Annotated in this window: 25 protein-coding genes and 1 other RNA gene; 10 read left to right on the top strand and 16 right to left on the bottom strand. The window is 54.3% G+C overall.

Features of this window, described 5'->3' with window-relative positions; genetic code table 11:
- Positions 1 to 88 precede the first annotated feature (88 nt).
- From ABEA92_RS21655 to ABEA92_RS21645, 3 genes are read left to right on the top strand one after another with little or no spacing between them, the layout of a single operon-like run.
- Positions 89 to 670 (top strand): RusA family crossover junction endodeoxyribonuclease, encoded by a 582-nt coding sequence (locus ABEA92_RS21655; RefSeq protein WP_345686062.1) that lies wholly within the window; start codon positions 89 to 91, stop codon positions 668 to 670.
- Entirely contained in the window at positions 670 to 2,331 is a 1,662-nt protein-coding gene (locus ABEA92_RS21650; RefSeq protein ID WP_345686060.1) for a DEAD/DEAH box helicase, read from the top strand. The genes ABEA92_RS21655 and ABEA92_RS21650 overlap by 1 nt, the downstream gene beginning before the upstream one ends.
- Positions 2,331 to 4,514 (top strand): DUF3987 domain-containing protein, encoded by a 2,184-nt coding sequence (locus tag ABEA92_RS21645; protein ID WP_345686058.1) that lies wholly within the window; start codon positions 2,331 to 2,333, stop codon positions 4,512 to 4,514. Before ABEA92_RS21650 ends, ABEA92_RS21645 begins: the two co-directional genes overlap by 1 nt.
- A gap of 380 nt (positions 4,515 to 4,894) precedes the next feature.
- Here the strand turns inward: ABEA92_RS21645 and ABEA92_RS21640 are convergent, their stop codons facing one another.
- From ABEA92_RS21640 to ABEA92_RS21630, 3 genes are all read right to left on the bottom strand, one after another.
- Positions 4,895 to 5,656, bottom strand: a complete 762-nt coding sequence (locus tag ABEA92_RS21640) for an ankyrin repeat domain-containing protein (RefSeq protein WP_345686056.1) — start codon at positions 5,654 to 5,656, stop codon at positions 4,895 to 4,897.
- A gap of 759 nt (positions 5,657 to 6,415) precedes the next feature.
- Positions 6,416 to 6,769 carry a hypothetical protein gene (locus ABEA92_RS21635; protein WP_345686054.1) on the bottom strand — a complete coding sequence of 118 codons (354 nt, stop codon included), beginning with the start codon at positions 6,767 to 6,769 and terminating at the stop codon, positions 6,416 to 6,418.
- 1,244 nt (positions 6,770 to 8,013) lie between these two features.
- Positions 8,014 to 8,364 carry a hypothetical protein gene (locus ABEA92_RS21630; protein ID WP_345686052.1) on the bottom strand — a complete coding sequence of 117 codons (351 nt, stop codon included), beginning with the start codon at positions 8,362 to 8,364 and terminating at the stop codon, positions 8,014 to 8,016.
- 558 nt (positions 8,365 to 8,922) lie between these two features.
- Between ABEA92_RS21630 and ABEA92_RS21625 the strand changes: the two genes are divergently transcribed.
- The 3 genes from ABEA92_RS21625 to ABEA92_RS21615 all read left to right on the top strand — a co-directional run bounded on the left by ABEA92_RS21625 (position 8,923) and on the right by ABEA92_RS21615 (position 10,724).
- The gene (locus ABEA92_RS21625) at positions 8,923 to 9,063 is read left to right on the top strand and encodes a hypothetical protein (RefSeq protein WP_345686050.1); all 141 of its coding nucleotides are present in this window, start codon (positions 8,923 to 8,925) and stop codon (positions 9,061 to 9,063) included.
- Positions 9,064 to 9,111: 48 nt separating this feature from the next.
- Complete coding sequence (locus ABEA92_RS21620) at positions 9,112 to 9,312, top strand: hypothetical protein (protein WP_345686048.1); 201 nt, start codon at positions 9,112 to 9,114, stop codon at positions 9,310 to 9,312.
- 101 nt (positions 9,313 to 9,413) lie between these two features.
- Positions 9,414 to 10,724, top strand: coding sequence for a DNA modification methylase (locus tag ABEA92_RS21615; protein ID WP_345686046.1), 1,311 nt, complete (start codon positions 9,414 to 9,416; stop codon positions 10,722 to 10,724).
- A 6-nt stretch (positions 10,725 to 10,730) separates the two neighbouring features.
- Here the strand turns inward: ABEA92_RS21615 and ABEA92_RS21610 are convergent, their stop codons facing one another.
- From ABEA92_RS21610 to ABEA92_RS21565, 10 genes are all read right to left on the bottom strand, one after another.
- Positions 10,731 to 11,051, bottom strand: coding sequence for a hypothetical protein (locus ABEA92_RS21610; protein WP_345686044.1), 321 nt, complete (start codon positions 11,049 to 11,051; stop codon positions 10,731 to 10,733).
- 12 nt (positions 11,052 to 11,063) lie between these two features.
- The gene (locus ABEA92_RS21605) at positions 11,064 to 11,291 is read right to left on the bottom strand and encodes a DUF4314 domain-containing protein (protein ID WP_345686042.1); all 228 of its coding nucleotides are present in this window, start codon (positions 11,289 to 11,291) and stop codon (positions 11,064 to 11,066) included.
- Entirely contained in the window at positions 11,291 to 11,524 is a 234-nt protein-coding gene (locus tag ABEA92_RS21600; RefSeq protein ID WP_345686040.1) for a hypothetical protein, read from the bottom strand. Before ABEA92_RS21600 ends, ABEA92_RS21605 begins: the two co-directional genes overlap by 1 nt.
- Positions 11,525 to 11,791: 267 nt before the next feature.
- Entirely contained in the window at positions 11,792 to 12,028 is a 237-nt protein-coding gene (locus ABEA92_RS21595; RefSeq protein WP_345686038.1) for a hypothetical protein, read from the bottom strand.
- Between the two features lie 18 nt (positions 12,029 to 12,046).
- Positions 12,047 to 12,535: a winged helix-turn-helix domain-containing protein gene (locus ABEA92_RS21590; RefSeq protein WP_345686036.1), complete on the bottom strand. Its 489-nt coding sequence runs from the start codon at positions 12,533 to 12,535 to the stop codon at positions 12,047 to 12,049.
- A 26-nt stretch (positions 12,536 to 12,561) separates the two neighbouring features.
- Positions 12,562 to 12,623: hammerhead ribozyme type II (locus tag ABEA92_RS21585), an RNA gene on the bottom strand.
- Between the two features lie 59 nt (positions 12,624 to 12,682).
- Positions 12,683 to 12,934, bottom strand: a complete 252-nt coding sequence (locus ABEA92_RS21580) for a hypothetical protein (protein WP_345686034.1) — start codon at positions 12,932 to 12,934, stop codon at positions 12,683 to 12,685.
- Positions 12,935 to 13,189: 255 nt separating this feature from the next.
- Entirely contained in the window at positions 13,190 to 13,411 is a 222-nt protein-coding gene (locus tag ABEA92_RS21575; protein ID WP_345686032.1) for a hypothetical protein, read from the bottom strand.
- A 132-nt stretch (positions 13,412 to 13,543) separates the two neighbouring features.
- A complete protein-coding gene (locus ABEA92_RS21570) occupies positions 13,544 to 13,819 on the bottom strand; it encodes a hypothetical protein (RefSeq protein WP_345686030.1) in 276 nt (91 codons plus the stop codon).
- 288 nt (positions 13,820 to 14,107) lie between these two features.
- Entirely contained in the window at positions 14,108 to 14,965 is an 858-nt protein-coding gene (locus tag ABEA92_RS21565; RefSeq protein WP_345686028.1) for an amidoligase family protein, read from the bottom strand.
- A 118-nt stretch (positions 14,966 to 15,083) separates the two neighbouring features.
- Between ABEA92_RS21565 and ABEA92_RS21560 the strand changes: the two genes are divergently transcribed.
- The 4 genes from ABEA92_RS21560 to ABEA92_RS21545 all read left to right on the top strand — a co-directional run bounded on the left by ABEA92_RS21560 (position 15,084) and on the right by ABEA92_RS21545 (position 18,879).
- Positions 15,084 to 15,422, top strand: coding sequence for a hypothetical protein (locus ABEA92_RS21560; protein WP_345686026.1), 339 nt, complete (start codon positions 15,084 to 15,086; stop codon positions 15,420 to 15,422).
- Positions 15,412 to 16,092, top strand: a complete 681-nt coding sequence (locus ABEA92_RS21555; protein ID WP_345686024.1) for a hypothetical protein — start codon at positions 15,412 to 15,414, stop codon at positions 16,090 to 16,092. The genes ABEA92_RS21560 and ABEA92_RS21555 overlap by 11 nt, the downstream gene beginning before the upstream one ends.
- Positions 16,093 to 16,230: 138 nt before the next feature.
- Entirely contained in the window at positions 16,231 to 17,679 is a 1,449-nt protein-coding gene (locus tag ABEA92_RS21550) for a terminase gpA endonuclease subunit (RefSeq protein ID WP_345686022.1), read from the top strand.
- Between the two features lie 819 nt (positions 17,680 to 18,498).
- Positions 18,499 to 18,879 carry a hypothetical protein gene (locus ABEA92_RS21545; protein ID WP_345686020.1) on the top strand — a complete coding sequence of 127 codons (381 nt, stop codon included), beginning with the start codon at positions 18,499 to 18,501 and terminating at the stop codon, positions 18,877 to 18,879.
- Here the strand turns inward: ABEA92_RS21545 and ABEA92_RS21540 are convergent.
- The 3 genes from ABEA92_RS21540 to ABEA92_RS21530 are packed head-to-tail and all read right to left on the bottom strand — an operon-like array spanning position 18,876 to position 24,343.
- Positions 18,876 to 19,643, bottom strand: coding sequence for a GDSL-type esterase/lipase family protein (locus ABEA92_RS21540; RefSeq protein ID WP_345686018.1), 768 nt, complete (start codon positions 19,641 to 19,643; stop codon positions 18,876 to 18,878). The genes ABEA92_RS21545 and ABEA92_RS21540 overlap by 4 nt on opposite strands.
- A gap of 9 nt (positions 19,644 to 19,652) precedes the next feature.
- Entirely contained in the window at positions 19,653 to 21,071 is a 1,419-nt protein-coding gene (locus tag ABEA92_RS21535) for a sulfatase (protein WP_345686117.1), read from the bottom strand.
- 50 nt (positions 21,072 to 21,121) lie between these two features.
- Positions 21,122 to 24,343, bottom strand: a complete 3,222-nt coding sequence (locus tag ABEA92_RS21530) for a GH116 family glycosyl-hydrolase (protein WP_345686015.1) — start codon at positions 24,341 to 24,343, stop codon at positions 21,122 to 21,124.
- Positions 24,344 to 24,422: the final 79 nt, after the last annotated feature.

The following is a 24,422-nucleotide window of genomic DNA, read 5'->3' as shown; positions in this document are numbered from 1 at the left end:
TATTGGATCGCTTCCAAGACCGACGCTCGACCGGCACGGATTGCCGGCCGAGCGTTTTTTGTTCGCTCGTCACCCTGTCATGCCAACCATGCTAAAGCTGAACCTGCCCTATCCACCGTCGATCAATCACTACTGGCGTCACGTCGGCCAGCGGGTGCTGATCTCAAAGAAAGGCCGAGAGTATCGTGCCGAGGTCAGTAGTTACCTAAATCGCAAACGCGTGGAACCACTTGTTGGTCCTCTGTCGGTCGACATCGAGCTGCACATGCCCGATCGCCGGCGTCGCGACATCGACAATGTGCTCAAAGCGATGCTCGATGCACTGCAGTGGGGCGGAGCGTTCCTGGACGACAACCAAGTGATGCGTCTGGCGATCGAAAAGGTCGTCTCTGAAAACAAGTCGAAACCAAAACGTCGTACCAAAGACGAGATTGCTGCTGGCGTTGAAAAACCAAAGCCCTTGCAAGGCGAAGCGATCGTCTGGATCGCGGAGGTTCAGACAGAAAACCTCGCGGCAGCCGACCGCATTTGTTTGCGTTGTCAAAAGTCGTTCGCGTCCTTAGGTCCGGCCAATCGTATCTGTGACGGTTGCAACGAAGACAACCGCGAAATCTCACCCAACGCGGAACCGACGTGGTCCGGCAAACGTCACAACGGAAAGGCTCTGTGATGCAATTACGCAATTACCAGCAAGCCGCCGTCGACGCAGTCTACGACCACCTTCGCAACCGCGACGACAACCCGGTCGCTGTGCTGCCAACGGGTGCAGGCAAATCACTCGTTCTGGCGAAGATCGCGAGTGATGCAGTTAACCAATGGAACGGCCGAGTGCTAATCTTGGCCCACGTCAAAGAACTATTGGAACAGAACGCGGACAAGGTTCGTCGTCTGTGCCCCGACATCAAGGTCGGACTGTATTCTGCCGGCCTAAAGAAACGTGATACCAACACACCCGTCTTGGTCGCTGGTATCCAGAGCGTCTACAAGCGAGCGTGTGACCTTGATCCGTTCGATTTGGTGATTGTTGACGAGGCACACTTGATCTCCAAGAAGGGTGACGGCATGTACCGGCAGTTCCTGGCGGACTGCAAGGTCATCAATCCACACGTCCGCGTGATCGGGTTGACTGCCACACCATTCCGTCTCGACTCCGGCATGATCTGTTCGCCGGATCATTTCCTAAATCACATCTGCTATGAGATCGGCATCAAGGAACTGATCCGCGACGGATATCTCTGTCCGCTCGTTTCCAAGGCCGGTGTGAACCGAGCCGACTTTTCGTGCGTCCATGTTCGCGCCGGCGAGTTTGTATCCGAAGAAGTCGAGCAATTGGCAGGCAACGATTCCCTCGTATCGGCTGCGTGTGCCGAGATCGTCGAGCTGACGGCGGATCGCCGGGCCGTGCTGATTTTTGCGACCAGCGTGGCGCATGGGCGGCGAGTCGTCGAAACGCTCCTAGACAACCACGGAATCGATTGTGGTTTCGTCACGGGCGAGACGCCGGCGGGCGGACGTGACGAGATGTTGGCCCGCTTCCGAGACGACGCACCTACTTCGCTGCTCGAAACCGAACCGCTGCGTTTCCTTTGCAATGTCAACGTGTTGACGACCGGCTTCGATGCACCGCGTGTCGATTGTGTCGTGATGCTGCGTCCGACTATGTCGCCGGGACTTCTGTATCAATGCGTCGGCCGTGGTTTCCGTTTGCATCCGGAGAAACAAAATTGCCTGGTCCTCGACTTCGGCGGCAATATCGAACGCCACGGCCCGATCGACCAAATTAAACCAAAGGAAAAGGCGACTCGCCCGGATCAGGTCCCACCGGCGAAAGAGTGCCAAAAGTGTCACGCCTTGGTCGCTTGCGGCTATGCAAACTGCCCCGAATGCGGCCATCCGTTTCCGCCACCGGATCGTGAAGCCCACGAGGCGAAAGCGAGTGAGGCCGGCGTGCTCTCTGGTGAGGTCACCGATACGGAACACGCCGTTCAAGACGTTATCTATCGAATCCACCGTAAACGTGACGCCGACGAGGATGCGCCGCGATGCCTGCGAGTCGACTACATGATCGGGCTGGATCATTGGCAAAGCGAATTCATCTGCATCGAACACACTGGATACGCACGACGCAAAGCCGAAGCGTGGTGGTATGAACGCTGTCTCGATCCGTGTCCGACGGACGTCGAGGAAGCCCTCGACATTGCCGAAGCCGGTCTGCTCGCCGTGCCCGAAATACTAACGGTCCGCTCAATCGCCGGCCAGAAATACGACCGCATTATCAAACAGACGATTGGCGAGATACCTAACGCTGCATCGGACGAGGCACCGTTTTGATGGTCGATTTGCGGGAGCAGGTTGCGAATTATCGCCAGCGTGACTGGTACTGCGTGCCGCTGCGCCCGCGATCGAAGTCACCGGCACGACGTGACTGGATCAATCTGCGATTGAACCCCGAGGTCTTTCCCAAGCAAGGTAACATCGGCATCATTCTTGGTGAACCGTCAGCGTGGCTCGTTGACGTGGATCTGGACTGCGCCGAAGCGATCGAGTTGGCCGACCAGTATCTTCCTCCAACGCCGGCGATTACGGGCCGACCATCGGCACCGCGTTCCCATCGTTGGTACATTGCGGTTGGAGCGATCACCACCAAGCATACCGATCCCAGCGATGGCTCGATGATCGTCGAACTGCGGTCGACCGGTGCGCAAACCGTCGTCGGGCCGAGTGTGCATCCCGACGGCGAAACCTACGAAACACTCGATGGCGAACCGGCCGCAGTTCCCTCGCTGATGTTGGCCGCATGCGTCAAAGCCCTCGCGGAAGCCGTCATTGCTAAGCGTGGCATTAGCGTCCCGCTCGCGAATCCTGAACCATCGCAGGCTGGAAGCCTGCGCCACGCGAGCAACGAGGTGCAATCGCGGGCTGTTGCCTATATCAATGCGATGCCACCGGCGATCGCTGGCAGTGGCGGTCATTCGCAGACTTATGCCGCCGCGACGGCGCTCGTTCATGGTTTCGGCCTCGATCCAGCGATTTCGCTCGCGATTCTGACCAACCACTACAACCCACGCTGCAATCCGCCTTGGTCCGAGAAAGAACTGCAACACAAGGTCAACCAAGCGGCAACAAAACCGCACGACCGTCCATTCGGCTGGCTCCGTGATTCGCAATCTAGGGATGCAGATCTTTCCACCGTTGATCTGAGCAAATTTCAAACGAAGCCGCCAATCGTCGAATCGCCAGAGACGATCGATAGACCGCTGCACAAAGTACCCAGCGATCCCGGCCGCTTACCCGAGTCGATGTATGAGGTGCCCGGCTTCGTTCGGCAAGTCATGGATTTCACTTTGGCGAACGCTCCTTACCCAAACATTGGATTGGCGTTTTGCGGAGCAATGGCGTTGCAATCGTTCCTCGCTGGTCGCAAGGTCGCCACCACTGGCGATCTGCGAACCAACATCTATCTGCTCGCACTTGCGGGCAGTGGGACAGGTAAAGAATTCCCCCGAAAGGTCAATTCGCAAGTCCTGTTTCAAATCGGCGAATCACGCAGCATTGGCGACAAGTTCGCATCAGGGGAAGGCATCCAAGACGCATTGGTGCGTTCGGGTCGCATGTTGTTCCAGAACGACGAGATGGACGGCGTCCTTAGGCAGATCAACCTCGATCGAGATAATACGCGTGAATCCATCCCCAATATTCTGCTAACCCTCTACACGTCGGCTGGTGACGTTTACCCCATCCGTGTGAAAGCTAATCAAAAAGATGCCATTTATGTCGATCAGCCTCACTTGACGTTGTTCGGAACCGCGACGCCACAGTTTTTCTACGAGTCGCTGTCGACGCGAATGTTAACCAACGGCTTCTTCGCTCGACTGAACATCATCGACGTTGGCAAGCGTGGCAAAGGACAAACGCCGGGATCGGCCCGCAACCTACCCGACGACATCTTGGAAACGGCTAAGTGGTGGGCGGATTTCACACCGGGCGGCGGCAACTTCATGTCCCAGCACCCGAAAACGGCAACGGTCCGGTTCACACCGGATGCCGAGACCGCGATCACGGATTTGCGAACGCAAACCGAAGTCGAATACGACAAGGCCGACGACGACGGGGACGAGGTGGCTCGTGCCGCGTGGAGTCGCACATGTGAACATGCAAAGAAGTTGGCATTGATCTATGCGTGCAGTGAGAACCACGCCGAGCCGGTGATCTCCGTCGCGGCGGTTCGCTGGGCCAGCGAATTTGCACTGCACCAAACACGCCGGCAACTTTATCTCGCGTCAGTCCACGTCGCCGAAAACCCGTTTCACAAAGAATGCTTGAAGTTCATGAAGCGGCTTCAAGACGAATCAACCGGCATCCTCAGCCGCAGGCAGATCATGCGTATCATGAAGATGAAAGCAAACGATTTTGACCAGGTCGTTCAAACGCTCGTGCAACAAGAACAGATCAAATCGGTGTGGATCGAATCTAAAACCAAGCCGGCCCAAGGCTACCAAATCAACCTCGACTAATCCGTCACGAATCTGTCACCAATCCGTCACGCCGTGGTGACAGTTCTCGCTCGATTTGGAGCCAAATCATGCTTTTAAGCCAAGAACCGTCCCAATCTGTCACCCCCGATGGTGACGGATTAGTGACAGATTTTTTCAAGAGAAAAGACCGTAAATATAGGAAAAAACTCTCTCTCTATTAATATACGTCCCCCTGTCACGCCCATGCCCGCGCGACGCGTATTCACGCGCACGAGGGGGCAGGGTGACAGATTTCGGTGACACATCACTTTCCACCAATTTCTGCAGGTTGCAGCATTCGTTTAAATACGTCGTGGACGCAGTGTTAAGGCCATGCCACATCGTCTCCGTATCATCGCGTAGTTATCCGACGTTGGCAGTCACCCGACAATACGTCGTGGTTGAAGGTCTTCTTGCGCTGATGCAATTTTCTCCGGCGGCCATTTGTGAATCGCTCCACGTAACCTGAGGTACTCGATGACCTGTGGAGATAAACCGTATAAAACCGCCCAGTCAAGAACGGTAAAGCTGTTTTGCTCATCTCCAAAAAGTGGAAAAGTGTTGTTAATGTTCGCACCTCCGTTCAGTAGAAGCTCAAGCATCTCAAGCTGTAGCTCAGGACTCTTATTATGATTTACCGCTGCAACAATCGGTCGACCAAGATTCGGGTCTGCTCCATTTTTTAGCAACCAACCCAATGCATCAAACCTGTCTTTATTGACAGCGATCTCGATTGGCCGGGATTCGAGTTGTTCGTTGACATCACACCCGGATTCAAGTAGCCGGTCCAAGACGTCGAGGCTACAACCACGGTCTACTGCCTGCCCAATCCATGTTTTGCTATCGTATTTCGCTACCTTGGACAGGAAGCCTTTATCAGTCGCCAGTATCTCGAAAATTCTTCCCTCATTCTGCCAAGCGATTGCACCAGACAACTGAGATCGCTTCTGGTCATCGGTAAGCCTGTCAGCTGGTGTGTCCAGCAGCTGGTGGTATGGCGACTGCTCGGATGTCGGGGCGGAATTCCCTGAGTTGACAACGATGAACGGCTTTCCCGTTACCCAAGTGTAAATGACTCCCCATAAAACAAACACAGCAACAAGTGACACAGCGACGAGTGGAATTATGATTTGCAGATTCATTGTTGCAATTGGGGACGTATACGTCTCTTCCGGATAACGATCACGTGGTCGCCGCGAACGACTGACCACTTCAATTAAACCTAGCTTAGCGACTCACATGCATCGCAGTGTTTGCCAAAAGTGCATTAGCATGATGTTCATTTCCAAAGCAGTTTAGCAAATCCCGCTTACAGATGGGGGCGGAAAACAATCCTGTCGAACGCAAGTCCCATTATTGCGCCGATAGTCGCGACGACCCCGTCGCCCCTATCCGGATGTTCGCCGCTAATTGCAAAAGGCAACATCACAGCGTTTGCGGTAAACGTAGCAACCGTGAGCAAGGTCATTAGTTTTCGTCGCGAGTTCGAGAACGCGATTGCTACGATCGGAATCACGCCGCCAAACGTTACCAGATGCGGATAGGTCGACGCGAATGCACAAAAGACCGCGAAAACTGCGGTGTTCCACATTTCATGTTTGAGTGTGTATTGATCCAGACGCATCAGAAATCACCGGGGTGAACGGTAAGCACTTCGTCTTCTCGACTGGCGAACGGTTGCCATAACCGGGATTGCCAATGTGGTATCCACTCGTAAACACGCCATGGCGAACTCCGGTTCATGGCGCGGTGCGCCGCGATGCAGCGGCCTTACGTCAACCATCGCAATTGACGTTGATCAAAATCATATCAGGCGCATCGACCGAATGGTCTACTGCGCATCGGTCGCGGCGAGATTTTTGTCAATTATGAGAACGTTCGCCACCAGATAGAAAATGTTTCTAGACCATAGACAGGATCAGCAGGATGATCGGTCCACCCACCACAGTGGCCGTTGCTATCAGGAATGTCACAAGAGCGCCGCGTGTCTTGCGATTTCGCCATTGAAACGCAGAGTATGCGAAGCCGACGGAGCAGCAGATCATCAGGATCGTAACGAGCGGAACGTACGTTGGAATTTTGCCGCCAGAATCCCGCAGGACAACATAGTTCATGTAAGCCGAGTAAATTGTAGCGACGGCTAACAACACGGCGATGATGGCCGTCAACCAGAAAGCAATCGCAAATGGAACGCGGTATCGGTCAACAATCGCGTCCCCCAAGTCCGAAGCCGGTGAGTAGGGGTTCTCGGTCATAGCTGGCAGGTATTTCCGTCAGAAAGTTTCGAATTGTGTCGGTGAACGCTACGGTTCAGCGGGCGGCGGCGAACGACTTGCAAGCAGAAAAAACGCTAACCACCGCCGCTCAGTTGCAACCGATGGTTCAAGTAAGCCGCTATCGCGGCGGGGGTACTTTCTCATGGTCGAGGATTTGCATTCGCATCGAGTCGACAAGCGAATTATTCTAGGCATTATAGCGGGTTCTGTAGCACAGCATGGACACCCAAGTCTGGATCACCCGAGGGGCAGGCTCACTGCAATTCCAATGAACTTTGTTCTGGAATTCGGCGGCCCCTGCAAACGGGCACCCCCAACCGCGTTGACTGCTAGCTGTGCTACTGAGTTCAACACCAGACGAACCACTAATTTCCTTGGAAATACTTGAACTTCGACCCGGCTTCGAGCGAAAATGATCGTTCGTAGCTCCGCGGAAAATCTACACCAAAGGGGAGACCGATCGAGGAGTGACTCGGCAAATAACGACGAAACGGATAGATTCAATAGGCCCCGAGACGCCAAAAGTCAAAAGCTCAATAAGGCAAAACCCGTACCATATCTTGGCAGCCGAGACCAACTGACACGTCACGAGCGTTACAGTTCCACCGGGCTTCTTGAACAAAGGCCTTGAGCTTCGGCTAATCTCCCGAGCCACTCTGGTTCACAGAACGTTAACCATTTAACGAGATTCAGGCTCAACCTCCGCCCAACGCGAAGTCAAAGCCTTACTGGTTATCCGCACGCACAATATCCGATGCCAACGGCGGGTCTCGAACCCGCTAGCTCAACTTCTCGGGACTAACTTATTGACGATTTCGCTCAAGTCTCTGTGCAACTGTTACGCACCTCCAAATAGGTCGCTGGCAGTCGAGCAGTAATAGATGTCACGGTTTCTTGAACGTAGTACATTGGAACTCCGGAGATAAAGGAACGAGAATAAAGCAACGTTGCTATTAAACTTGCCACAACCCTCTGAAGGTACGCTGTATTCAGTTGCAAGGAGACCCACGGGCTAATCATCCAATAAGCGTCACTTCCGAAAACGCTCGTGTATCAGGTTACATTTTACGCTTCCAGACTTCGGTTGTCCACGGGAATCCAGTCGAGAGCATTTCAGTCGGATAACGTCTAAAATCACCGGGTTGCCGCCAGTGACGTTGATTTCAAATTCGGCCCGGCCGGCAACGCCGGTGCATTGTTTTGTTATCCGATCGCTCGCACCGCTACAGTCGGACGAGGACCACCTTGTAACCACCGCGCACCTTACGAAACTCGAACGCCGTGTCGTACTCCATCTCCGTGTTTGGAATACAGAACTCGACGGTGTAATCATTGCCTAAATCCCTAGCCGGATGGTAGAAGTGCAAGGCAAAGGATTTTTCGTCGTCCGGTCGGGTGAACTGTGTGTCGCACTCCAAGCCAAGTTCAATTCGCTCTCGAAGCAATCCTTCATCCTGTTCATCGATCTTTGATTCGGCGGCGTCAAGATCGCCTGACGCCAACACATTTAGCCAATCAAAGACGAAGGCAGAGAACAATGGGTAAGGAGCGTCATCTTTCTTGCATTTAATCATGGCATTTGAAATCGGTTGAAAGGAGTTCGGTTGATGATTTCCGTCGGATAACGAGGTAATTATCGCCGCTTATTCCCGCGAAAAGTGATGAAGTAGGGTGTTATCGCCGGTTGGTGAGAACCAAGCAGAACGCGATTATCGCTGGTTCTAGACTCCGCGTCAACAATTAGCGGGGCCTGGCTCCGCACGATGTCGACAACTCGTTCGGCCATTGGCTCCTGTGTTTCACACAAAGCACCGGTTCGCTCATAGATGAGACAACACCGACCCGATTTGACAACGACAGACTATGTTCCCCGCGAACGACGCCGGCGGTTGAGGCGGAGAAGGCGTATCAGACGCCGAGAGCGAAATGGATCGCGACCCGGGCGAGCGTGGGCGGCCAGAAGCCGGCGCCTCTGGGCGAACGGGGCCTCCATCGAAAAAACGTTTCCCAGCAGGGCCACCGGAACAGCCGCCTTAATAGGCACAGTTAGTTTTGATTGTCCGAACGAAACATGTCGCATTGGTGAAACCCGTCTCGCACCGTAAAATGCCACAAAAAGGAGCCGAAGAAGTTTGAGCGAATCATTGAATCCAACCGCCTATGTCATCGCCGGCCCCAATGGTGCCGGCAAGACGACGTTCGCAAAACAATACCTGTCTCGGTTCGCCAGATGCGACGAGTTTGTAAACGCGGATCTCATTGATCATTTCTGATGATGCCCATTTTGAATTCCTCAATCAATCAACACCGGAGATGATGCCGTGATCCGCGACAATCAAAGTGAATTTTCCAAGCGAACCAACGCTGCGATGAAAGAGACTCGGAAGGATGTTGTCGACCGTGCTCGAAAACACAATACGCCAATTGTCCTTTGGCGCGATGGTAAGGTTGTTGAACTCGATCCGTTCTCACCAGAGTTCGATGACCCGAAAGACGAAACGGCTGCAGCCGACAGTGAGTAGACCGGCGACTTCCCAAAACACACCCACCCAACCAAACATCTAACCAGCCACCGAACGACCGAACCCTTTCCATTTCTCTTCTCCTTGGAAAGGACGCTGCTATGCAGGTCGAAATGTGGTCGCTTGATCGGATCAAGCCTTACGAAAACAATCCTCGTATCAACGACGACGCAGTTGCGGACGTCGTGCAAAGCATCAACGAATTCGGATTTCGCCAACCTATCGTGGTTGACACCGACGGCGTGATCATCGTCGGCCATACCCGGTTCAAGGCCGCCAAGGTGTTGAATCTTGCAGAAGTGCCGGTTCACGTCGCGAAGGACATGGAACCTGAATCGGTCCGGGCCTACCGGATCGCCGACAACCGCACCGGCGAAAATGCAGAGTGGGATTACGACTTGCTGCCCCTGGAGATCAGTGCGTTGCAAGAGTCGGGGTTCGATTGCGAATTGCTCGGATTCAATTCGGATGAGTTGGCTAAACTGCTCGACCCGGGCGTCACGCAAGGCTTGACCGATCCGGATGACGTTCCCGAACCACCCGACGAAGCGATCACGCAACCCGGTGATCTGTGGATCCTCGGTGACCACCGGTTGTTGTGCGGCGACTCGACCAGCGTGGAAGACCTCGATCGGCTCTTGGACGGCGCGAAGATCCAATTGTGCAATACGGATCCGCCGTACAACGTAAAGGTCGAACCCCGCAGCAAGAATGCGATCGCGGCCGGCAACAGTTCCTTCGAGGCCGGTAAGGGCAAGTCGAAAGACGGTCCAAAGAAGATGCGAGCTAAGGACCGGCCGCTGGCCAACGACTTTGTTTCCGATGAGGAATTTGACCGCTTGTTGAAAGCTTGGTTCGGCAACATTGCCCGCGTTTTGGAACCCGGTCGTTGCTTTTACATTTGGGGAGGCTTTTCGAATATCGCCAACTATCCGCCTGTCTTGTCAGCCTGCGGTCTATATTTCTCGCAAGCCATCATCTGGGACAAAATGCACCCGGTGATGACGCGGAAAGATTTCATGGGGGCACACGAGTGGGCGTTCTATGGATGGCGTGAAGGTGCCGGCCACAAGTATTTTGGCCCGAATAACGCAACGGACCTGTGGCACGTCAAGAAAATCCCGCCACAGCAGCTCGAACACCTCACCGGCAAGCCAGCGGAACTGGCCGTGATGGCGATGCAATATTCGTCACGCAAAGGTGACAACGTACTCGATCTGTTCGGTGGCAGCGGATCGACATTGATCGGCGCGGAACAAACCGGTCGAAAGGCATTCTTGATGGAACTCGACCCGCCGTACTGCGATGTGATCGTTGACCGCTACCAGCGTTTCACCGGTAAGAAAGCGGTCCTCGAGCGCACCGGCGAGTCACCAATTCCCGTTGTGGCTCGCGAGGAGAATATGCGATGAGCTTGTTTACAGCTTTTGATGCGTCCATTCGCCGGCGTCGAAAACGTACAGGTACTGCGAGCTGCAGTTCCTGGCGAACTCGACTAACGCGATACGTGTCGGCAATACCGCAGCCGGTGCCTCCGCGTCATAGTATTCTGGTTCACCCAATTCTGCATCGAGACAGCGGATGTCACCTTTCGCGATCAACGCTTCGGCCTGCTCGTAGCTCAAGTAGTTGGATTCCAGGAGCCGGCCGGCGTGTTCTGGGTAGCCGTCGAAATGAAGGTAGGTCGCAAGGTAATCACCGGTGGTTCGGCGGATTGCGATCGTGGCTCGTGTCGACATGGATTCAAGTCCTCATTGATTGTCGGCCGCCGGCGGTCCAATCCGCTCGACGACATCCGGTGGAATGGAAAGCATCAGTGCCCGACCGTTGTCCCAATCGACATCGACTTGCGTCCACTCGCTTTGCGGATACACGCCGACCACCGTTCCGGTGGTGCCAGTGGGAATCGGGTCGGGGTCGTCGGTCATCGAAACTAGGCGGACGCGATCGCCCGCCTTGATGTTTGCTTTGTGGTTCATCAGTTGCGGACTCCGTTGGTTTCGTCCAGCAGTGCTGCGACCTCGGAGAGCTGGGCGTTGATGAGATTGATCGCCCGGACATGCATCCAACGCAGGTCCTTATTGTCGGGCCGAACCATGCGGTCGAGTTGCACTTCGATGTGCTGTAACAGGTCGCGGGCGATTAAGTGGCCGTGCTCATAAGCCGGTCCCGGTTCGATCGGCCGAGCGTGAAGGGTTTGCTTGTTGGGCATGTGGTGGCTCCGTTTGAGAACGAAATCTTGAAAGCCGTTTCGGTGACACACATCAGCCATGACCGGCCGGCAATATCAAGCAAACTCTGGCAAACATCTGAAAAGAATTTGAATGTTTTTCGCCGGCGGATAATGACCGCGACAAACGCCGCGTGTCGGCCGCTTACAGACGGCCGGCCGATGGCCCCACAGACGAGAAAACGCCCGGCCGTGGCCAACGTCGGGCGTATGTGGCGAAGCGTCGCTGATGACGAAGAGTGCTCGCGGTCACAGCCCATGTGGAACCAAAACGTACGAGCCAGCCCCCGTGACCGGATAGGATTCGCCGTCGGCCGTTCGGGCGAAAAGAGTATCCCCGTCTCGAAAGACATACTCGACCGTTCCCGATGCAACCGCCTGGTTCTTAATCGTTCGCAGGTCGTAAGTCACGCCTGGTTCCGGCGTGGCTCGTTCACCTTCGCTCAAATCATTGACTTCCCGCAGATCATAAAAATGCTTTTGCATTGCAGTCGTCCTTATCGTTTAGCTGCGAACCGTGAACCGGCCCCGCTGCGTTTTGACGAACCGGCTTTCATCGCCGCGTTTGAGGTCACGCAGGATCGCCGAATACAACGTCGCGTGCGGCGTCTTGCCTCCGGGGCTTTCCCAAAGGTTTTGTTCGACCATCGCGGTGATCATTTCCTGGGCGTTCATCGGTTCGCCAGAGGATTCCAAAACTTGCAAAGCCGCTTTCACACACGACAACTTTTTCTCGCCGCCTGCCGTTTCGTTCGCGGGTTGGTTCGCCGGCTTTGCGACGTGTTTGCGAACGCGAGTCTCAGTGGCCGGCGTTGGTTGTCGCGCCGCCCCTTGCAGCCGGCCGGCGGTTTTGATTCGGACTTTTTTGTTGGTGGTCAGGTTCGTCGCCTCCCAACCGCCGGAAGAATGCTCCGCATCGATTCGCACGACCACTTTCTTGTTCGTGACGTTCGCGTAGTACTCTCCGCCAATCTTTACATCTTCCTTTTTCATCTTCGTATCTCCCAATTTGTATTCGTGGTTGGCTGCCATCGTCAGGCCGCGGGAACCACCCGCGACAACGCCCATTTGCGTTTCGGCTTTTGTCCTTTCGCGTCGTGCCGCAGTTTCGTCCGCGGCGGTTGCCTTGCGGCGGGCGGCCTACACAACCGCGCCGAGGTTGCTCTTGTTAAGCCGGTCGAGCATCTCGCAAAAAAGGTAGTGCTCTTCCAAAAGTGGGCCATTCGGCCCGAGGTCGGCGTCGGCCTTCTCAAGGGCGTCGACCAAGGGGCGAAGGTTGTCGGCGATCCGGTAGTACGATTCGCGAATGTCTTGGTAGGTCGCCGGGTCGAGTTTTTTCATCTCGGTGCGAAGGGCGGCGGTCTTGGTTTTTTGGGTTTCGTTCATGGCCATGGTTTCGTCTCTCGTGGAAAAGGTTTTGAAATCGTTTTGCCGTTTGGCGTTAACACACATGAGCCATGGATTCCGAGAAAGCTCAAGCGAAGTCTCAAAACAAATTCGAATGTTTGGAATGTTTTCCGATGTCCGCGACGTGGCCGACAAACGCAACGTGTCGCGTTGATGCCAAAAGCCGGCGAAGCATTCGCAAACGAAGAAACGCCGCGGCGTCGAGCGACTGTCGCGGCGTGTCGGCAAATGAAAAAGAAGTTAGCTGGCATCCGCCGGCGTGAATCGTTTTTTCAATTCTTGGAGTTGTTCGCAAAGATGTTTCAGCGAGCCAACGTGGTCCCATCCGATTACCGGACCGTCGTCGCTTGGTGCCGGCGTGTCTTCGAGGTGTTGGTGCAAGTCTTCGAGAAGCGTCAAAGCCCGAAGGTGGGCGGCGGTGTATTCGGCTTCGATGCGTTGGTGATTGATAGCGGTGGCCATGGTGGCGTCTCCGTTTGCGGAAAGGGAAAGAATCGTTTCGGTGACACACATGAGCCATGCGTCGCCGGAGTCAGCAAGCGAAGTTCGGGAAAGTTTCAAATTGTTTCCCGAATTCGCATTTCAAATCCGCGTTCAACAGTCGCGGCATGTTTCCCATGCTCGTTTGCTGCCGTAGCAGATTTGGCCGCCTTCGACGATGTAGACCATCGCGTCTTCGGCGACATCCTGGTCGTCGAAGTATTCGCTGGGGTCGTCCTCGCTCGCCTCGTTCATCTCCGCGCCGCTAGTGACACCGGCGATCCGGTTTTCAAAAGGCCAGTTCTGTTGCGTCATCAAACGCACCTCGCATTCATCGCCGTGCTGTTCGCGGTAGTCTTCGAGGAGTTCGATCAGTTGCGAAATTGTCATGTTTGGGGCTCCGTTTGTGAGTGTGAAAAACCGTCTTGCGATGACACACATGAGCCATGGAAACGAAAACGCATCAAGCGAATTTCCGAGTCAATTCGCAGGGTTTTTCCATGTTTGTTGAGATCGCCGACGTCGGCGGAAATCGCCCCGTGTGGCGACGATCGGACTTTGGCTGTCTACCTTTGGACCTTCCAGTTCAACGCGACAGATGGCGAACGTCGCGGCCAGAAAACGAAAAAACGCCGCGGGGTTAGTCGCGGCGTTCCAAGGCGGGCGACCGGCCGGCGGCTAAACCGCTTGGTCGTACTTGCGGGCCAGGTCGAGAAGTTTCTTTTTGACGGGTTTGAAATCGCATCCGGTTTCGCCGGCGGTGAGTTCACCAAAGCGTTTGTTGCGAAGGTCTCCCTTGTACCAACCTTTCGTCCACCCGAGCCGGTAGAAAAGCCGGTTCAGTTCCGTTTCACCGTGGCCGGCGTTCGGTCGGTCCCAGCAAGATTTGGTGCCGGGCTTTTTGGCGTAGTCCCATCCGCTGCAGCGTTTGGTATTAAGGGCGAGTTCAGCCAATCCAAGAATCATTTGGATGTAGCCGATCAGTTTCGTTTTGTTCAGCGTGCCAGCGAATGCCCGAATCTCGATGCGTTGTTTGCCGCGAGCAAGGTGCGTCAGGTTTAGAAGGTGGTAGCGGTCTCGTTCGCAGCGAGTCTTGGCCGCTTCCTTCGTGCCATAGGTTTTGATTTGTTTCGCCCATTGGTTGCGTTCGCGGCGTCGCGTTCCCGTCGAAGCGTAGATAGCTTTTTCATGGTTCGCGATCAGCGAAATTAGGCGAGCCAACGCCGCCGCGTCGCCGTTCCAAGAGATGGTGATATGAAGGCCACAGGATTCGTTAACCCTCGCCCCTCGATCCCGGATCGCGTCGACCGCGGTTTCGACCGTTCGCAATCCTTCGTGTCCGCGAAGGACCGGCGATACGAATTCGCAGGGTTTACGGCCGGCCGGTGTGCGGATGCTACTGTCGCGTTCTGCTTTCCAACCCGCCGGCAACCAAGCGACCGGCAATCCGTTGTGGTAGCCGCCGATCGGCGTGGCGTCGTTTCCGGGCATGTGGGTTTCGATTTCGATACCAAAGGCGATGTCGTTGGCGTGCATGGCGTGTCTCCGAAAGGCGTGTGTAATTCGTTTGCGTTGACACACATGAGCCATGCGTTTTGAGACACCTCAAGCCAAACTCGGCAGTAATGTTCTAGTAATTTCCAGCTTTCTTTTCATGCCAACACGCCGCCAGTTTTGGCCCCACTGTGGCCGACCGAAACATGTGGCCGATCATGCCAAACATGCATTCCTGCCGCACAGTCGCCGACGTGTGCGGTGTGTCGTGAATCTTCCCAAAGAGCCCGTCATGGATGACAAGCCAGCCCCTGTTGATGTCAAACGAATGCCGGTCGAACGATTGGCGAGTTTGCTGAGCAACGCCTACCGAAAACGCGTTCCGGTCGAGCAAATCCAGGCCGACATCAACGCCGGTGCACCGACCAACTCGGACGGTACCGTGAACGTCGTCAATTACACCGCATGGCTATTGCAGGAGAAGCATCGTGGCGATTGACATTCTGCGAATGAAACCGAGCGAGTGCTGCCGGACACTTAATAGCACGTCGCTTGGCACCGTCATTAACGACCGCCAGCTCTATCGCTACCGAACCGAAGCGGGCATTCGCATCGGTGATGGCACGCACGTGAACCTTTTGCAATTCAGCGCGTGGCTAATTGAAAAGCGGCACAAACCGAAACCGCCGGCTGATGACGATCCCTACGCAAAGGTTAAAGAGAAAGCCCGTGCTCGAAACGCAGCGATTGCACAGGCAGGCCGAGACATCGGTGATTTACCCACAATCGAGAACCCCGAACGCAAGGCAAAGGCAGCGGGCAACTTTCGATTCTTTTGTGAGGCGTACTTTTCGTTGACGTTCCATCTCGATTGGTCCCCCGAACACCTGAAAGTCATCCACAAGATCGAAGAAGCAGTCGTGCGAGGTGGTTTGTTTTCACTCGCGATGGCACGCGGGTCCGGTAAAAGCTCACTCGCTGAGGTGGCTTGCATTTGGGCGGTGCTTAACGGCTACCGCGACTTCGTTTGTTTGATCGGCAGTGACGAAGGGCACGCCTGCGACATGCTCGATTCGATTAAAACCGAATTCGACGCGAACGAAACCCTATTGGCGGACTATCCCGAGGTCTGCTATCCGATTCAGGCACTTGACGGAATCGCCAATTGAGCGAATGGACAGCTGTATCAAGGCAAACGGACCCAGATCGGGTGGACGGCAAAGGAAATCATCCTGCCGACGATTGACGGCAGCAGTGCCAGCGGCGCGATCATCAAAGTTGCCGGCCTTACCGGGCGAATCCGAGGGATGAAGTTTAAACGTCCCGATGGTAAAACGGTCCGGCCTTCGCTCGTTGTGTTAGACGATCCGCAAACCGACGAATCCGCTCGATCGCTGTCACAATGTGCTCATCGTGAAGCGATCCTCGCCGGCGCGGTGCTCGGACTTGCCGGCCCTGGCAAAAAGATCTCAGGCATCATGCCGTGCACGGTCATTCGACCAGGTGATATGGCCGACAATATCCTCAATCGCGAGCTGCATCCCGAGTGGAATGGCGAGCGAACGAGGATGGTCAATTCGTTTCCGACCGACGAAACGCTATGGCAGCGGTATGCCGAAATACGTGCCGAAGGCCTGCGTCGCGGCGATGGTGGTGAGGCTGGCACCGAGTTCTATCGCAAGAACCGTGACGCGATGGACGCCGGCGCCGACGTCTCATGGAAGCAACGCTTCAACCACGATGAGCTGTCGGCGATCCAGCACGCGATGAACCTAAAGCTTCAAGACGAAGCCGCGTTTTTCGCTGAGTATCAAAACGAGCCGATACCCGAAGAGACTATTGGTGCTGATCAACTGACCGCGGACCAAGTGGCAGCGAAGATCAATCACATGCCAAGGCGACGCGTCCCGATTGCCGGCAATCATCTGACTGCATTCATCGATGTTCAAGGCAAGCTGCTGTTCTACGTCGTCGCTGCCTGGGAAGACGACTTTACTGGCTATGTCGTTGACTATGGAACATACCCTGATCAGCAACGACCGTACTTCACGCTTCGCGATGCCCGTCATACACTTGCGTCTGCCGCCGAAGGCACCGGACTCGAAGGCAGCATCTATGCTGGCCTCCAGGCATTGACGGGCGAACTGCTGGGTCGAGAGTGGCAACGAGACGACGGTGCAGCGATGAAGATCGGTCGCTGTCTGGTCGACGCAAACTGGGGACACTCCACCAACGTCGTCTATCAATTCTGTCGGCAAAGCTCGCACGCCTCAATTCTGCCGCCCTCACATGGCAGGTTCGTGGGAGCTTCTTCGAATCCATTCAGCGAATACAAGCGCCGTCCAGGCGACCGCATTGGATTGAATTGGCGGATCCCATCGATCCACGGGAAACGTGCCATCCGGCATGTCATTTACGACACAAACTGGTGGAAGTCATTTACGCACGCCCGGCTCGCCGTATCGATGGGAGACCGCGGATGCCTTTCCATCTTTGGCGACCGAGCCGAGCAGCACCGCATGTTTGCCGAGCAAGTCACCGCCGAGTACTTCATCAAAACTGAAGGCCGCGGACGAACCGTCGACGAATGGAAAGCCCGCCCTGATCAACCCGACAACCACTGGCTCGACTGCCTAGTCGGCGCCGCCGTCGCTGCGTCGATGCAAGGTGCACTTCTGTTCGGGACCGACATTACACCCGCTCGCCAACGGGACCGCGTAAGCTTCAGAGAGCTCCAACGCAAAAAACGCAAGTAGTGAAAATGAACTGCCTCGGTCAGGGAAACCAGAGTATGCAGAAAAGGTGAGTAAGAGACTCCGGCGTCGGCCTCCGGAGCACCAAATTGAGAACGGGCATGGCCGAAGGAAGTCGCTTGCCCACGCCCTCTACGTACGGAGAAATTCTATTGGGAATCATTTGCCAATCGTTCACCGAGCGTCGCCACGCTGCGAATTCATGTCCATAGGCGAGCTGAGCGCTGTTTGGATTGCATTGAGCAGACCTTCGTAGCGATCGAATTTTACGATCGGAAGGAATACTGTTTTCAGATCTGTGTTCGTGCGGGACAGTTGATTGAGATATTCGTAAGTTCGTTTGCCTACTTCGACGACATCTGTATACATCCCCAACTCAAATGGCCGTCTTGTGCTGGCAAGTACCCTACGGACACCAGCCATGATCTCGTCACTGTGTGCGGATGCTGGTTCCGCCGTGAGATGTTGCCATGCCTCCAACTTTCGGAATCTGCTGAGTAAGGGGAAGTCGCGTTCCTTGCCGGCAGGTGCATTTGTCGTGAAGACAAACCTCATATCCTGGTTGAGGTTGTGCCCCAATGTCTCGACTGAGTTCGCACCCGCCTCAATCGTTTCCGTTATTCAGAGTTAAAGAATTAGCACGATGCCAAACTTGTTCGAGCAATCGATTCGTAAGGCACTGGCCAACGAATCCATCACTCAGGTAGATAAACCAAGGCTTTTCACCAATGGAAGCGATGTAAAACCAGGTAGTCGGCCATCCCTCCTTCGCAACGCATTTGTGGACATCCGTGCATTCTTCCATCGGCTAGAGGAGAGGAAGTGAAGACAAACAGCTGGTTGAGTTGGCACGCTCAGATCTTGGTATGCGGCCGCAACCGCTGGGTGCATACGCTCGTCGCGGGTGAGCGGCGTCAGCAACAGGATTTGTGGGCGTACCTGGACGACGCGCTCCGCTGTCTGACAGGCAGCAAAGGTGAACTAGAGTCACTACTACCGGATCACTCGGCCGCCGCGCATCCCAATCGATCCGAACCTATCGTCAACAAGAATCGCTCGCCCCCGCCGCTCAAACCAAAGCCCGCCGCTCCCGCCAATGAAAACCAGCAAAACGCTAGTTCTGCCGAACGCTTGCAAAGCGTCAATTATCGCAAGGTTTTTCGATCTGCTCTCCTTGAACCTCGCTTTCTTCTGCGATCTTAGTGAAGAGTCATTTTCAATATCGGCATCATTCGACGAAGCCACACTTCATAGCCTTGTTCATTGATATGGAGACCGTCAACATAGAAGTTTTGGTCTTTCTCGTCTCGCTCATTAAGAAACGCAGGGTACAGGTCCAGGAAATGAACATTGTCGCCCATGCGCTCAGCCAACGCCGGAAGCGTTTCGTTGGCTGGTATCACCTGTTGCTTGTTCTTGTCGGGATTGTGACAAGGTATCATCGAGCAGATGACCAACGCAGCGTCGGGACGTAATTCTCGCAAGCGTTCCGCAACCGCCTCAATTCCACCTGCAATCTGTTGAGCGTTGTGGGGTGGGAATAGGTTGTTGGTGCCAATCATCAACACGATTACTTTCGGCTGGATCGCGGGGTTGTCCAGATTGCCAAGGCCGCCGTCGGCTTTGGATTTCAATCGATAAAGCACATGCTCTGTACGGTCACCGGGAACACCTAGGTTTAACGCATAATACGGGCTGTCAACGTCGCCGAAGTTGTCTGCCCACAGGGAACCCGACAAATCAAGCCACTTCTTGGTAATTGAATCGCCCACGAAAACGATCTTGAATTTCTCCGGCGATTGATCTGCCAGCGCCATCATGCGAGCATAATGGTTTGCTACCCATTGGTGCTTTCCCGTCGTCTCCCGTGGCGCCGCGAAGGCCGCGGGATTTTCTTCCGCGCGAAGGTCTCCTGCAAGCATCATGCCACACACAGCTATCGCGATCAGGATCATATTCTTCGTCATTAATAACAGTTACTTGGTTAGAGTTTGCGGAATATGTGCCCCTGTTTCATCCAGATATGCCATCAGCTGTTTTTTTAACGCTTTGGTCTTCCCGGGCATTGCAGTAGCGAGGTTGTTTGTTTCATTGGGGTCGTTCACTACATTAAACAAAAGCGAGTCGTCATGGTGGTAGTTGACGATCAGCTTGTAATCGCCCTTGCGAATTGCACTGGCTGGATAAGCACCCTCGCCTTGGTAGTGTGGGAAATGCCAATAGAGGGTATTGCGGCTGATTGTTTCACCTCGCAATAGAGGGACAAGACTTACGCCATCGACATGTTGCGTTGGCATCAACGGAACGCCAGCCATTTCCAGGAGTGTCGGATAAAAGTCCATGCTGGTGACGGGGACATCGGAACGAAGGCCTGCCAAGCTATGCCCGGGCCAGTGGATCAACAAAGGTGTTCGAATGCCACCCTCAAATAGGAAAGTCTTCCCCGTTCTTAGCGGGCGCATCGACGTTGGATGCGGCTTAAAGAATGAACTTCGTCCGCCATTGTCACCCGTCAGAATGATAATCGTATTGTCGTACATTCCTGCGGTGATCAGGCTGTCCACTAGGCGTCCAATGTTTTCATCCAGAGTTTTTAATTCGCCTGCGTAGTCAGGGTCATCCTGTCGAAGTTTTTGTGGACTGTGCCCATATCGATCCAACTCGCGATCCACTTCCAGTTTGGGAAGCCCGCTCAATTTGGCTTCAAACCGCGTTCGTAGATTGTTCTTGGATTTGATCGGATCGTGCATCGCGAAATGACACAGGTGCAGATAGAAGGGAGTGTCTCGTTTCCTTGTGACAAAATCGATGGCGGCATCTGTCAATAAATCGGTGAAATTGTCTCCCGGCATGGAATCGGGAAAGTAGTTGTGATTGCCAAAGGGATGGAACATCGAGCATCCGTTGGCTTCAATAACGGCAAGCTGTGAATCAAAGCCATGCCGTTTCGGTCCACCGGTGGTCTTAAACGGTCCCATGTGCCACTTGCCATAAAAAGCGGTCTCGTAACCAACGTCACGGAACGTTTCGCCGACAGTGCATTCGCTGTCTTGAATTCCCTGCGACTTCGGACCGGGGCAGTAGACTCTGGGCATTTCACCTTCGCGAACGTAAGCGGTATCACTTCCCATCAGCCACTGAGTCACTCCATGTCGCGCGGGGTTCTTTCCAGTTAGGATGCTGACACGCGTCGGCGAACACATCGGACTGGGTGTGTAGCAGTTGTCGAATCGCATCCATTCCTTGGATAAACCATCCATTCGAGGAGTTTCGTAAAACGTGCTACCGTTGTACCCGACGTCGTTCCAACCAAAGTCGTCCACCAAGATAAAAACGATATTGGGGCGTTGATGCGTGCCTAACCCTTGGGCCTCAGACGCATTGCTAAGTACCATCGCCACCAGGCAGCAAAAATATAGCCTCGAAAGTAGTTTTTTTGCATTAATCATCTTTCGAACTCCAAGGCGGGTATCATGCTAGGATCGTCGTACCAATGCCAAACGCGACCAAGGACCTCGGGAGAACGCTGAGGCGTTCCGCGGTGCTCAAGCCAAGTTCCTGTCGTTTTGGGTGTTTTCTGGGTGTAGTGCAGGTGGTGGATTTGCGGAGTTTTTCCGTCGGTGTACCAGCACTCATATGGATCAACATCAAATCTTCCTTCGCGGGGCAGGGCGCAGACGACTGGCCCGTCCGCAGCGAGAACGTGGGGCACTATCGCCCATCGCATCTTTCGATAACGCTCTTTCGTCTCATCTGTCAGCGAATCAATGAAGACCTTTTTAAAATCCAAGCCTAGCCACTCGCTACCGACGTCAATCCGCGCCTGGCGAAGGTAAGTTTCTAGATCGGCAGCTTCACGCAAGAATCGAGGTGTCAGATCATCCGAGGAGTCGAGCGTGTACCAACGAACGATCCCACGTTGAATAGGTTCTTTAACGGGGAACTGAACCTTTTCCAGGTGGACGGGTTTGCCGTTCTCGATTGTCCACCATTCCCATGGGGTCCAGCCCATCTCTTCTTCCGGTGGAAGTGCATTGATCACCGGATCCCCATTTTCACCTTGAGAAACCGACCATCGATAGAGACGATAGGGATGGTTGGGAGTGGCGTTGAGGCGACCGAATGTGTCGCTGAAATTGATCCCCAGTTCTTCGCAAGCTTCAGGCACGCCCGCTTTGCGAAGGATTGGCAGAATTTCATCGTCAACGACTTCTCTCCCTGGTCCCGTGCCCCCACCTATTGTTCGCTCCGTTGGACTCTGCAGTCCGATGTTGAATTCAATTTCCTTGCCATTCACAGTCACCTTGCTCAACTTAATCTTCCCGTCGATGACTCGTAGTGTAGGCTGTTTTCCTGGCAGTGCTTCGAGTACGCCATTGGCCTGCGGGAGGTAAAATGGGAGCCGAAAGGGAGCCTTGATACGCGGTGAGAACGAGAGCGTGCCATCTTTAGCCGTGTACTCTTGACCCGAGAGCGCCATTGGCAACGACCAAAACGTCAACTGTCGCGTGTAGTGAGAATTGCACCAAGGCATTCCGTCCCAAGCGGCGGTCAGATCGCGATAGTCCCATTGGTCGTTCAGTTGCACTCTCCAATGGTTGATAACCTTCTCCGCCATCGCCAAACCGTCGTCGACATCCTGGTCTAGATACAAATTCAGTACACTCCAGGTCATCGACCCGCCTTGCCAAACGGTACTGTTAATATCTCGTCGAGTGGGACTTCGCACCTTCTCGGTGTCAGTGATCACCTCCAAACCAAACGGCGTGTCGCAAGCCGATTTTTCCATCTGCAAGTGCGACAGCATTTTATCGCGATCCACTAATTCACCGAGCCCAAGGATGCTGGACCACAGTTGACCATAGAGCGTGTCTACGTGGATCAGACTAGGAGCTCCCATTTTGGCATCCCACCAGTTTCGATAGTACTTACCTTCCCAAAGATTCTGATCGATCGACTTGGTTGCGGATTCAAAACTATGGCGACAGCGAATCGCGAACTCTTCGTCGCCGTATGCTTCTGCGAGTGCAATGCTGGCCTTCATGGCCGCTAAATGCATGAAGGCATTATAGGATACGATGTCCTTGCTTTGGAAATTCGACAAGTCATAGGTCGAAGCCAAGCGATTTGGCACACCCAATTGTTCGGCGCGACGAATTTGCCACTCCGCAGCTTTCTTTGCGTGTGGCCACATTTCATCAACAAAGGATGAGTCAGTCGACCATTTGTGAGCCTTATAGACCGTCAAAATAAACGACGGGCAGCAGTCACCGAGAACTCGCCCGTTCTTCGGCGGTGCATCCAAGCCGAAAGGTTGAGCCGCTGGCCCTCGACCACAAGTTTTCTCTTGGATGTAACCATCTTCCTGCTGGAATTCCGCAAATGTGGAGAATATGTTCCTGGCCAGATCAGGGAAGAACAGGTCGTAAGGCAAAGAACGGGCAAAGGTGATGTGGATAGGCTCTACGTTCGGACACGAGAACGATTCGTACTGCCGAAACCGGTCATCGGCCGTCCATAGGCTGGTCTTGAACATCGTTGCGGCGCTGTTGACCAATGAGTCTTGCAACCATTCCGGCAAGCTGTTGTCGAAACACGTTTGGTGCCATCGGCGGATGCCGTCGATCGTTTCCGGCAATCGACTCAGCGCCGTGGATGCAACATCGGTACTATCATCAAATAACCGCGAATAATAGTTTCCGATTTCTTCGACGTAGTGCTTTCGGTTGGGAAAGAACCAGCCCAACGCGATAGTGACAACGCGAGCTTGGCCGGCCTCTAGTCGAACTGCCCCAGTGATCGCACCGAAGCCATGTCCTTCATTCAAGCCAAGTTGCGGGAACTTGCCATCGGATGCAAACGAAGTCCACAAAACTTTCAGATCATCGGACGTGCCAAAAGATGTTCGATCGGTACCGCACGCGGCAAGTGTCATTTCTCCAGCCATCGCGTCCTGACCCGACTTTGCCAGAACCAACCCGTTGTCCTGGCGAAATTCTCCTTCGATCGCGTTGGGCAGGAAGAAGGAACAATCCACATCGACAGGATTGTCTTCCGCATTCTCGAGCAAAAAGCTGAACAACGCGCAGGGCGTCGCTGAGCGATCTGAATTTCGAACATGAAATTCGGAATAGGCGAAGACGGTCACCTTGATCGGCAGGTCGGGGTCATCCAACTTCAGTCGCGATACCGGAAACGCACCCGAGTACTCAATCGATTCGATTGCAGGCAGTTCACCGGATGGATGTGTTCGCACGGTCTTGGCCGATGTCGTTCCGTCGAAAGTGCGCGTGCGAATGCCGAGGAATGCATCGTCGATCTGAATCTTGTCGGGTGTTGTTGCAGGAGCATTGTTAAATATATTCCAATCTTTAAAACTACCGTCCGCTCGTATTTCAACTGTGCCTGCACCGAGGCCACCGAGCGGAACAGATGAACGCATGCCTGAGGGAGGACTTGTCGGCTGGCGGTTTTTCAGTTGATGAAGGTAGCGATCACTTTTTCCAAACCATGCTTCATCGGTTTCAATGTAATGAACTTTCCGCTCGGGCCGGACAAATTCCATGTCCTGCGAAACGACGCCGGTGTTCTTGAAACTTAACGAACTCAATTTGTCAGCTAGCGATTCGTCAGCGACAGTGAAATCACCAGAAATTGCAATCGCCATAGCGGAGAGCGCGATACATACTCGTGCCGTAGAGCCCATAGATCGATTCTTTCGAGTTGCCCAACCTCCGCCTTCGAAT

It is taken from the genome of Novipirellula caenicola (genome assembly GCF_039545035.1).
In the GTDB taxonomy this organism is placed as follows: Bacteria; Planctomycetota; Planctomycetia; order Pirellulales; family Pirellulaceae; genus Novipirellula; species Novipirellula caenicola.
Note: the sequence above shows the minus strand (reverse complement) of the source record. Positions and strands in the feature narration are given on the sequence as shown.

Excerpts from the sequence above, each read along its gene's own strand:
- ABEA92_RS21580 (WP_345686034.1), bottom strand. The coding sequence starts at position 12,934 with ATGGCCATGAACGAAACCCAAAAAACCAAGACCGCCGCCCTTCGCACC.
- ABEA92_RS21650 (WP_345686060.1), top strand. The coding sequence starts at position 670 with ATGCAATTACGCAATTACCAGCAAGCCGCCGTCGACGCAGTCTACGAC.
- ABEA92_RS21570 (WP_345686030.1), bottom strand. The coding sequence starts at position 13,819 with ATGACAATTTCGCAACTGATCGAACTCCTCGAAGACTACCGCGAACAG.
- ABEA92_RS21590 (WP_345686036.1), bottom strand. The coding sequence starts at position 12,535 with ATGAAAAAGGAAGATGTAAAGATTGGCGGAGAGTACTACGCGAACGTC.
- ABEA92_RS21540 (WP_345686018.1), bottom strand. The coding sequence starts at position 19,643 with ATGACGAAGAATATGATCCTGATCGCGATAGCTGTGTGTGGCATGATG.
- ABEA92_RS21615 (WP_345686046.1), top strand. The coding sequence starts at position 9,414 with ATGCAGGTCGAAATGTGGTCGCTTGATCGGATCAAGCCTTACGAAAAC.
- ABEA92_RS21565 (WP_345686028.1), bottom strand. The coding sequence starts at position 14,965 with ATGCACGCCAACGACATCGCCTTTGGTATCGAAATCGAAACCCACATG.
- ABEA92_RS21645 (WP_345686058.1), top strand. The coding sequence starts at position 2,331 with ATGGTCGATTTGCGGGAGCAGGTTGCGAATTATCGCCAGCGTGACTGG.
- ABEA92_RS21575 (WP_345686032.1), bottom strand. The coding sequence starts at position 13,411 with ATGGCCACCGCTATCAATCACCAACGCATCGAAGCCGAATACACCGCC.
- ABEA92_RS21550 (WP_345686022.1), top strand. The coding sequence starts at position 16,231 with ATGAAGTTTAAACGTCCCGATGGTAAAACGGTCCGGCCTTCGCTCGTT.
- ABEA92_RS21600 (WP_345686040.1), bottom strand. The coding sequence starts at position 11,524 with ATGCCCAACAAGCAAACCCTTCACGCTCGGCCGATCGAACCGGGACCG.
- ABEA92_RS21655 (WP_345686062.1), top strand. The coding sequence starts at position 89 with ATGCTAAAGCTGAACCTGCCCTATCCACCGTCGATCAATCACTACTGG.
- ABEA92_RS21605 (WP_345686042.1), bottom strand. The coding sequence starts at position 11,291 with ATGAACCACAAAGCAAACATCAAGGCGGGCGATCGCGTCCGCCTAGTT.
- ABEA92_RS21530 (WP_345686015.1), bottom strand. The coding sequence starts at position 24,343 with ATGGCGATTGCAATTTCTGGTGATTTCACTGTCGCTGACGAATCGCTA.
- ABEA92_RS21630 (WP_345686052.1), bottom strand. The coding sequence starts at position 8,364 with ATGATTAAATGCAAGAAAGATGACGCTCCTTACCCATTGTTCTCTGCC.
- ABEA92_RS21595 (WP_345686038.1), bottom strand. The coding sequence starts at position 12,028 with ATGCAAAAGCATTTTTATGATCTGCGGGAAGTCAATGATTTGAGCGAA.
- ABEA92_RS21610 (WP_345686044.1), bottom strand. The coding sequence starts at position 11,051 with ATGTCGACACGAGCCACGATCGCAATCCGCCGAACCACCGGTGATTAC.
- ABEA92_RS21640 (WP_345686056.1), bottom strand. The coding sequence starts at position 5,656 with ATGAATCTGCAAATCATAATTCCACTCGTCGCTGTGTCACTTGTTGCT.
- ABEA92_RS21635 (WP_345686054.1), bottom strand. The coding sequence starts at position 6,769 with ATGACCGAGAACCCCTACTCACCGGCTTCGGACTTGGGGGACGCGATT.
- ABEA92_RS21535 (WP_345686117.1), bottom strand. The coding sequence starts at position 21,071 with ATGGTACTTAGCAATGCGTCTGAGGCCCAAGGGTTAGGCACGCATCAA.
- ABEA92_RS21560 (WP_345686026.1), top strand. The coding sequence starts at position 15,084 with ATGCCAACACGCCGCCAGTTTTGGCCCCACTGTGGCCGACCGAAACAT.